The organism is Sphingomonas sp. (genome assembly GCF_035317925.1).
GTDB lineage: Bacteria > Pseudomonadota > Alphaproteobacteria > Sphingomonadales > Sphingomonadaceae > Sphingomonas_I.
The window spans coordinates 1-7,649 of sequence record NZ_DATHFV010000111.1 but is presented as its reverse complement, the minus strand read 5'-3'; the positions used below and the strand labels follow the sequence as shown (position 1 = coordinate 7,649).

Here is a 7,649-nt window from a genome sequence, read left to right as displayed (position 1 = left end):
CCGATATCGGCCCCCGGGCGGAGCCGCGCATAGGGCCCGATGATCGCGCCCTTTTCGACGCGCGCGCCCTCGATATGGCAGAAGGGATGGATTGTGACCTCGTCCGAAATGGAGGTGCCCGGACCGAATATGACGTTCTGGCCGACCGTCACGTCGCGCCCCAGCTGCGTGTCCCACGCGAACCAGACCGTCTCCGGCGCGATCAGGCTGGCGCCGTCCGCCATCGCCCGTGCGCGCCGATTCTGCTGCCAGAGTGCCTCGATCTCGGCCAGCTCGGCGCGGCTGTTGACGCCGGCCACCTCGTGCGGGTCGGTCTCGATCACCGCCGACACGCGCCCTTCGGCATTCGCCAGCATGACGATGTCGGGCAGATAATATTCGCCCGCCGCATTGGCGTTGCCGACCTGATCGAGCAGCCGCCACAGATCGGCGGCGCGCACCGCCATCAGGCCCGAATTGCACAGAGTTTCGGCGCGTTCGGTGATGCTCGCATCCTTGTGCTCGACCATCTTCAGGATGCGGCCATGCTCCGCGATGATGCGGCCGTAGGTGAGCGTCTCGGCCGGGCGGAAGCCGAGCACGACCACCGCCGGCGCATCGGCCTCGTGCAGCCGCGCGACCATCCGCGTCATCGTCTCGGCCGTGACCAGGGGAACGTCGCCATAGAGGATCAGGATATCGCCCTCGAACCCGGCGAGCGCGGCTTGCGCCTGCTGCACCGCATGCGCCGTCCCCAATTGTTCGGCCTGGACCGCGACCGCGAGGCCGAGCGGGGCGGCGAAGGCCTCGACCTGCTCGCGCCCGGCCCCGGCCACGATCACCGTCTGTGCCGCGCCGATCGCGGCGACCGCGTCGGCCAGGTGGCCGAGCATCGGCCGGCCCGCGACCGGATGGAGCACCTTGTGCAGCGCGGATTTCATGCGCGTGCCCTTGCCGGCGGCAAGGATGATGGCGGCGAGCGGCGTATCGGTCATGCTCCGCGCTTTGCCATGTTCCGCGAAATCAGGCCATCCCGCGGCTGCGCGCCGTCGCATGTCTGTAACGTGCCGCGTCAATCAGGATCGAATGTCCGATTCGCTTTCGATTTCCCGGCCACCCGCGCACGCATCGCGCTTCCCCAGCACCGCGTCAGGTTCTACGGACTCGGCGATGGGGCAGATGAAGTTCGACATCGTCATATTCGACCTCGACGGGACGCTGGCGGACACCGCGCCCGACCTGACCGCCGCGCTCAACCATGCGCTGGTCAGGCTTGGCCGCACTCCGGTCCCTGCCGATGACGTGCGCCACATGGTCGGCCATGGCGTGCGCGTGCTGCTGCGCAACGGGCTGGCGGCGACGGGCGAGGTTAGCGAGGCTCTGATCGATCAGGGCTTCCCGATATTTTTCGACTATTACGAGAAACATATCGCCGACGGCACGCGCCCGTATGATGGGGTCGAAACCGTGCTCGATGCGCTTGCCGCACAGGATGTGAAGCTGGCGATCTGCACCAACAAGCTCGAGGTTCTGGCACGCGATCTGGTTGCCGCGCTTGGCTGGCAGGATCGCTTCGCCGCCATCGTCGGGGGGGACACGTTGCCGCAACGCAAGCCTGATCCAGCCCCTGTTTATGAAGCGATCAGGCAGGCGGGCGGCGGCCGCGCCGTCTTCATCGGCGATTCGATCAGCGATACCGACGCGGCGCGTGCCGCCGGCATCCCGTGCGTCGCGCTGACCTTCGGCTTTTCCGACCGCCCCGCCGACCAGCTCGGCGCCACCGTCCTGATCGATCATTTCGACGAACTCATCCCCGCGCTGGAGCGGCTCGGCTGAGATGGCGCTGCCGCGTTTTACCCGGCTGGGCTCGGGCCCGATCGCGGAGGGCAAGCCGGCGCTGCCCGATCCGACCGACGGTCTGATCGAGGCACTGGCCGAGCCGCTGCTGATCCTCGACGGTTATCATATCAGCCATGCCAATGCGGCGGCGCGCGCGCTGCTGGGCGAACATATCGTCGGCGATTATGTGCGCCTCGCGCTGCGCCACCCCGCCGCGGCCGGAGTGGTCAGCGGCGACGAGGATGGGCCGGTCATGCTGAACGGGCTCGGCGGGCATGAGCGCCTTTGGGAATTGCGCGCGGGCACGATCCGGCCGGGCAAGCGGCTGCTGCGGCTGACCGATCGCAGCGCGCAGCGTGCGGCCGAGCAGATGCGGGTCGATTTCGTCGCCAATGCCAGCCACGAACTGCGCACGCCGCTCGCGTCGCTGATCGGCTTCATCGAGACGCTGGAGGAAGCGAACGGGCCCGAGGATGCCGAGACGCGGCTGCGCTTCCTGTCGATCATGGAGGGCGAGGCGCGCCGCATGCAGCGGCTGATCGACGACCTCATGTCGCTCTCGCGAATCGAGGCCGATCGCTATTACCCGCCCAAGGACCGGGTCAATCTCGGCCCCTTGCTGCGCGAGGTGGCCGATGAATTCGCGGCCCGCCGCGACGGCAGGCGGCTGGATGTGGAAGCGCCGGCGCGCGCGATGGTGACGGGCGATCGCGGCCAGCTTCACCAGCTGATCCACAACATCATCAGCAACGCCTTCAAATATGGCCGCGAGGGGTCGCCGGTGCGGGCGACGCTGAAGGTCGCGCACGGCCTCGCGCGGTTTGTCGTGCAGGATGAGGGCGACGGGATCGCGCCCGAACATCTGCCGCGTCTGACCGAGCGTTTCTACCGCGCCGATCCCGGCCGCAGCCGCCAGATCGGCGGCACCGGGCTTGGGCTCGCGATCGTCAAGCATATCGTAGAACGCCATCGCGGCCGGCTCGATATCGCGAGCGTGGTCGGCGAAGGCACGACCGTGACCGTCGAGCTTCCCCTGACCGCGCCTCAGACAACGTAAGGCCGCACCGGCCCGCACCCCCCACCCGGCCTCCCAACAGGTTATTCTATGGGAGGCCGGGTGGGGGTGCGGGCCGGTGCGGGAGAATGCGCTCCTTCGCGCATTCTCAATTGCCATATGACCTGTCATAAAAGTGACGCCGTGCAGCCGCATGGCGGGCCGAGGGAGTGCTTAGATGGCGACCAGCGGGCATACGGTTAAGGCGTTCGACGAAGATCTGGGGGAATTGCGCGCGATGGTCGCCGAGATGGGCGGGCTCGCCGAAGCCGCCATTGACGGCGCCGTGCAGGCGCTGACCCGCCGCGATACCGAGGCTGCGGCCCGGATCGTCCAGTACGACAAGAAGATCGACGAACTCGAAGCCGAGGTCGAACGCCGCGTCGTCCGCCTGATCGCGCTGCGCGCGCCGCTCGCCGACGATCTACGCGAAGTGATCGCCGCCCTCAAGATCGCGGGCGTGATGGAGCGGATCGGCGATTACGCCAAGAATATCGCCAAGCGCGTGCCGCTGCTGCAGGACATGCGCGGGATCGAGCCGCTCGCCATCCTGCCGGCGATGGCGCGGGCCGCGTCGGAAATGGTGCACGATGTGCTCAACGCCTTCGCCGCACGCGATGCCGAAGCCGCACGCGAAATCAGCGCGCGCGACCGTGAGGTCGACGATCTCTACGACAGCCTGTTCCGCGCTTTGCTGACCTACATGATGGAAAATCCGAGCAATATCGGCGCGTCCACGCACCTGCTGTTCATCGCCAAGAATATCGAGCGGATCGGCGATCACGCCACCAACGCCGCCGAGATGATCTATTACGCCGCGACCGGCGAGCAGATGCCCGAACGTCCGCGGGGCGCCGATGCACTGGCGCCCGCTGCCTGACGCCATGACCGGAGCCCGCATTCTCCTCGTCGAAGACGACGAGGCCCTCGCCGAATTGCTGACCTGGCATCTCCGCCGGGAGGGGCATAACGTCGAACATACCGCCGACGGCGAGGAAGCGCTGTTGCTCGCCGCCGAAGGGCCGCCCGATATCGTCCTGCTCGACTGGATGATCGAAGGTCTGTCGGGGATCGAGGTCTGCCGCAGGCTGCGGCGCGCGACCGAGACCGCCAACGTCCCGATCATCATGCTCACCGCGCGCGGCGAGGAAGAAGATCGCATCCGCGGGCTGGAAACCGGCGCCGACGATTATGTCACCAAGCCCTTCTCCCCGCGCGAACTGGTGGCGCGCGTCGCCGCCGTGCTGCGCCGGGTGCGCCCCGCGCTGGTCGGCGAGCGGCTGGCTTATTCGGGCATCGAGATGGACATCGCCGACCACAAGGTACGGCGCGACGGCCATGCTTTGGCGCTCGGTCCGACCGAATTCCGGCTGCTGCGCCATTTCATGGAGCATCCGGGCCGGGTCTTCTCGCGCGAACGGCTGCTCGATTCGGTCTGGGGCCGCGACAGCGACATCGAGCCGCGCACGGTCGACGTCCATATCCGGCGGCTGCGCAAGGCGATCAATGTCGGCGATGCGCCCGATCTGATCCGCACCGTCCGCTCCGCCGGCTATGCGCTCGACGCCGAGGGCACCGCCTGACAGACCCACTGTATTGCATCAGCAATACAGTCGTGATATCCTCCCGTCACAGGGAGAGAGACCATGTATAGCGAAACCGATATCGAAAACGCGGTCGCGACCGGGGCGATCACGCCCGCCGCAGCCGCCGCCTTGCGCGAAAGCGTTGCCCGCGACCGCGCCTCGCCCGCAGTGGATGAGGAAAGCTTCCGCCTGATCACGGGCTTCAACGACATCTTCGTCTCGATCGCGGCGATCCTGCTGCTGGTCGCGATCGGCTGGATCGGCTTCAGTCTCGTCGGCCCGCATGGCGATTTCGACGAAAAGGCCGCGCAAGGTCTGGTCGGCCATGGCGTTGCCCTGGCGGGCTTGCTCGTCGCCGGCGCAAGCTGGGGGTTGGCCGAATATTTCACGCGCCAACGCCGGATGGCTTTGCCCAGCATCATATTGCTGGGTGCGTTCGTGGCCGCGGTCGGCGCCTGCCTGTTCGGCCTCGCGATCCCGTTCATTCCCGAGCAGCATGGCGAGCAATTCGTGGCGGGCGTCGTTTCCGGCGTCGGCGTGCTGACCGCCGGCGCGACGTACTTCCATTGGCGGCGTTTCCATGTGCCGATCACGATCGCGGCGCTGACCGCGGCTCTGGTCGGTACGTTGCTCGCCACCTTGCTGTGGGCGGTGCCGGAGGCACAGGATTCGCTGCTGTGGCTGCTGCTTGCAACGGGTATCGGCGTGTTCGGCTTCGCGATGTGGTGGGACAGGTCCGACCGGGTTCGCCAGACGCGCCGTTCGGATGTGGCCTTCTGGCTGCACCTCGCCGCCGCGCCGATGATCGCCCACCCCGTCTTCCACCTGCTCGGCGTGATGAACAACGAGGTGACCGCTGCGACCGGACTGATCGTGATCCTGCTCTACATCGCGTTCGGCGTGATCGCGCTGGCGGTCGACCGTCGCGCCTTGCTCGTCTCGTCGCTGGCTTATGTGCTGTTCGCGCTGGACGGACTGTTCCGGCAGGCAGGCGCGGTCAGCCTGAGTATTGCGCTCACGGCGCTGGTGATCGGATCGGCCTTGCTGCTGCTGTCCGCCTTCTGGCACAGCGCGCGGCGGCTGGTGGTATCGATGCTTCCCGGCGAACTGCAGGCCGGGTTGCCCGCGCTCGACCGGCCGGTGCTGGTCACGCCTAGACCAATTTGAGGAGCTTGCGCTCGACTGGGGCCAGCACCGGCCCCAGTTCGTGCCCGCGCTTGAGGATCGCCCCGTGCTCGCCAATCAGCGCCCATTCCCCCTGGCGCTGGCGAAGCGCGGGGCGTTTCTCGATTCTGTATTCGGGCCGCTCGGACGTGCGCCGGAAGCAGGCGAAGCAGGCCGCGTCCCGGCCGAACTGGATCGCATAATCGCGCCAGTGGCCGGCCGCGACCATCCGGCCATAGAGACTGAGAATCCGCTCCAACTCCACCCGCTCGAACGCCACCTGGATGGGCTCGGGCGCAGGAAAGGGCGTGACCACGCCCATCAGGCGGACTGGCGATCCGTATCTTCGTCGGCACCGGCGGGCTTAGCGCGCTCCTCGATCAGCTTGGCGAGCTTGCCGCGCAACGTCTCGACCTCGCATTTGAGGATCTCGAGCTGCTGCGTCGCCGGATCGAACCGCTCGCTGCACGGCGTGCCGTAGGGGATGAAGCTGTTATAGGTGCCGGCATCGACCAGGGTCGGCCGGGCGGGAATGCCGGTCATGGTCGCGCCCTCGGGCACGTCGCGCGTCACCACCGCATTGGCGCCGATCCGCGCGCCGCGCGCCACGACGATCGGCCCGAGCACCTGCGCGCCCGAGCCGATGATGACCTCATCCTCGATCGTCGGGTGCCGCTTGCCGCCGACGCCGTCGGTCGGGTTGGTCCCGCCAAGCGTGACGTTCTGATAGATGGTGACATTGTCGCCGATCACGGCGGTCTCGCCGATCACGACGAAGCCATGGTCGATGAAGAAATAGTCGCCGATCTCGGCACCCGGATGGATGTCGATCGCGGTGAGGAAGCGCGAGATGTGGTTGACCATCCGCGCGAGAAAATAGAGCTCGCCGTTGAACAGCCAGTGCGCGACGCGATGCAGGCCGAGCGCGAGCACGCCCGGATAGAGCAATATCTCCCAGCGCGAACGCGGCGCGGGATCGCGGGCCTTGATCGAGTCCAGGTAAGCGATGAGTTCGCGCTTCATGGTTTTTTGACTCCCTGAAGACGGGATTTAGTCGTCCGTGGCCGCGATTTCCAGTCAGGCGCTTTCGGAGGCGTCAGGCGGCGGCTGCGGTCTCCGCCAGCGCACCACGCACCGCCGCCACCGCCGCGTCGGCCTTGCCGCCGTCCGGACCGCCGCCCTGCGCCATATCTGGACGGCCGCCACCGCCCTGCCCGCCCAAGGTCGCGACCGCCTGTTTGACCAGTTCGACCGCCGACAGGCGGCTGAGCAGATCGTCGGTGACGCCGACCGCGACGCTGGCGCGGCCTTCGTTGACCGCGACCATCACCGCCACGCCCGAGCCGATCCGGGCCTTGGCCTCGTCGACCAGCCCGCGCAGGCCCTTGGGATCGAGCCCGTCGATCACCTGGCCGACGAAGTTCACACCCGCGACCTGTTCGGGACCGGCGGCTTCGGCCTTGGCGGCCCCGCCGCCCAGCGCCAGCGCCTTCTTGGCCTCGGCCAGTTCGCGTTCGAGCTTGCGGCGTTCCTCGACCAAAGCCGCGACGCGCGCGGGCACTTCCTCGGGCGAGGATTTGAGCGCGGCGGCGGCTTCGCGCAGCCGATCCTCGCGATGCGTCAGCCACAGGCGCGCGGCTTCGCCGGTCAACGCCTCGATCCGGCGGATGCCGGAGGAGACCGCGCTCTCGCCGATGATCTTGAACAGGCCGATATCGCCCAAGGCACTGACATGGGTGCCGCCGCACAATTCGACCGACCAGCTGTTGCCGCCGTCTTCCTCGCCGATTCCCATCGACAGGACGCGGACCTCGTCGCCATATTTCTCGCCGAACAGGGCCATCGCGCCGGCTTCGATCGCGGCGTCGGGCGTCATCAGCCGGGTAGTGACATCGTCATTCTCGCGAATGTGGCGGTTCACCTCGGCCTCGACCGCGGCGATATCCTCGGGTGTCATCGCCTTCTGGTGCGAATAGTCGAAGCGCAGCCGATCGGGCGCGACCAGACTGCCCTTCTGCGTGACATGA

9 protein-coding genes are annotated in these 7,649 nt (G+C 67.5%); 5 read left to right on the top strand and 4 right to left on the bottom strand.

What is annotated here, in order from left to right; translation table 11 throughout:
- Window positions 1–974 (bottom strand): NTP transferase domain-containing protein (locus tag VK533_RS08030; RefSeq protein WP_324376344.1); only part of this gene is annotated, 974 nt, incomplete at its 3' end.
- A gap of 175 nt (window positions 975–1,149) precedes the next feature.
- On the opposite strand from VK533_RS08030, the gene gph reads away from it, so the two are divergent.
- The 5 genes from gph (at window position 1,150) to VK533_RS08005 (ending at window position 5,625) form a co-directional block, all read left to right on the top strand.
- On the top strand, window positions 1,150–1,815 hold the full coding sequence (gene gph, locus VK533_RS08025; RefSeq protein WP_324376343.1) for a phosphoglycolate phosphatase: 666 nt from the start codon (window positions 1,150–1,152) through the stop codon (window positions 1,813–1,815).
- Between the two features lies 1 nt (window position 1,816).
- A complete protein-coding gene (locus VK533_RS08020) occupies window positions 1,817–2,875 on the top strand; it encodes an ATP-binding protein (protein ID WP_324376342.1) in 1,059 nt (352 codons plus the stop codon).
- 175 nt (window positions 2,876–3,050) lie between these two features.
- Window positions 3,051–3,752 carry a phosphate signaling complex protein PhoU gene (gene phoU / locus VK533_RS08015; protein ID WP_324376341.1) on the top strand — a complete coding sequence of 234 codons (702 nt, stop codon included), beginning with the start codon at window positions 3,051–3,053 and terminating at the stop codon, window positions 3,750–3,752.
- 4 nt (window positions 3,753–3,756) lie between these two features.
- The gene (phoB, locus tag VK533_RS08010; protein WP_324376340.1) at window positions 3,757–4,455 is read left to right on the top strand and encodes a phosphate regulon transcriptional regulator PhoB; all 699 of its coding nucleotides are present in this window, start codon (window positions 3,757–3,759) and stop codon (window positions 4,453–4,455) included.
- Window positions 4,456–4,518: 63 nt separating this feature from the next.
- The gene (locus tag VK533_RS08005) at window positions 4,519–5,625 is read left to right on the top strand and encodes a hypothetical protein (RefSeq protein WP_324376339.1); all 1,107 of its coding nucleotides are present in this window, start codon (window positions 4,519–4,521) and stop codon (window positions 5,623–5,625) included.
- Here VK533_RS08005 and VK533_RS08000 read toward each other — a convergent pair.
- From VK533_RS08000 to VK533_RS07990, 3 genes are all read right to left on the bottom strand, one after another.
- Window positions 5,612–5,944, bottom strand: a complete 333-nt coding sequence (locus tag VK533_RS08000; protein WP_324376338.1) for a DUF2794 domain-containing protein — start codon at window positions 5,942–5,944, stop codon at window positions 5,612–5,614. The genes VK533_RS08005 and VK533_RS08000 overlap by 14 nt on opposite strands.
- The gene (gene epsC / locus VK533_RS07995) at window positions 5,944–6,645 is read right to left on the bottom strand and encodes a serine O-acetyltransferase EpsC (RefSeq protein ID WP_324376337.1); all 702 of its coding nucleotides are present in this window, start codon (window positions 6,643–6,645) and stop codon (window positions 5,944–5,946) included. Before epsC ends, VK533_RS08000 begins: the two co-directional genes overlap by 1 nt.
- Window positions 6,646–6,718: 73 nt before the next feature.
- Window positions 6,719–7,649 (bottom strand): DHHA1 domain-containing protein (locus VK533_RS07990; protein ID WP_324376336.1); only part of this gene is annotated, 931 nt, incomplete at its 5' end.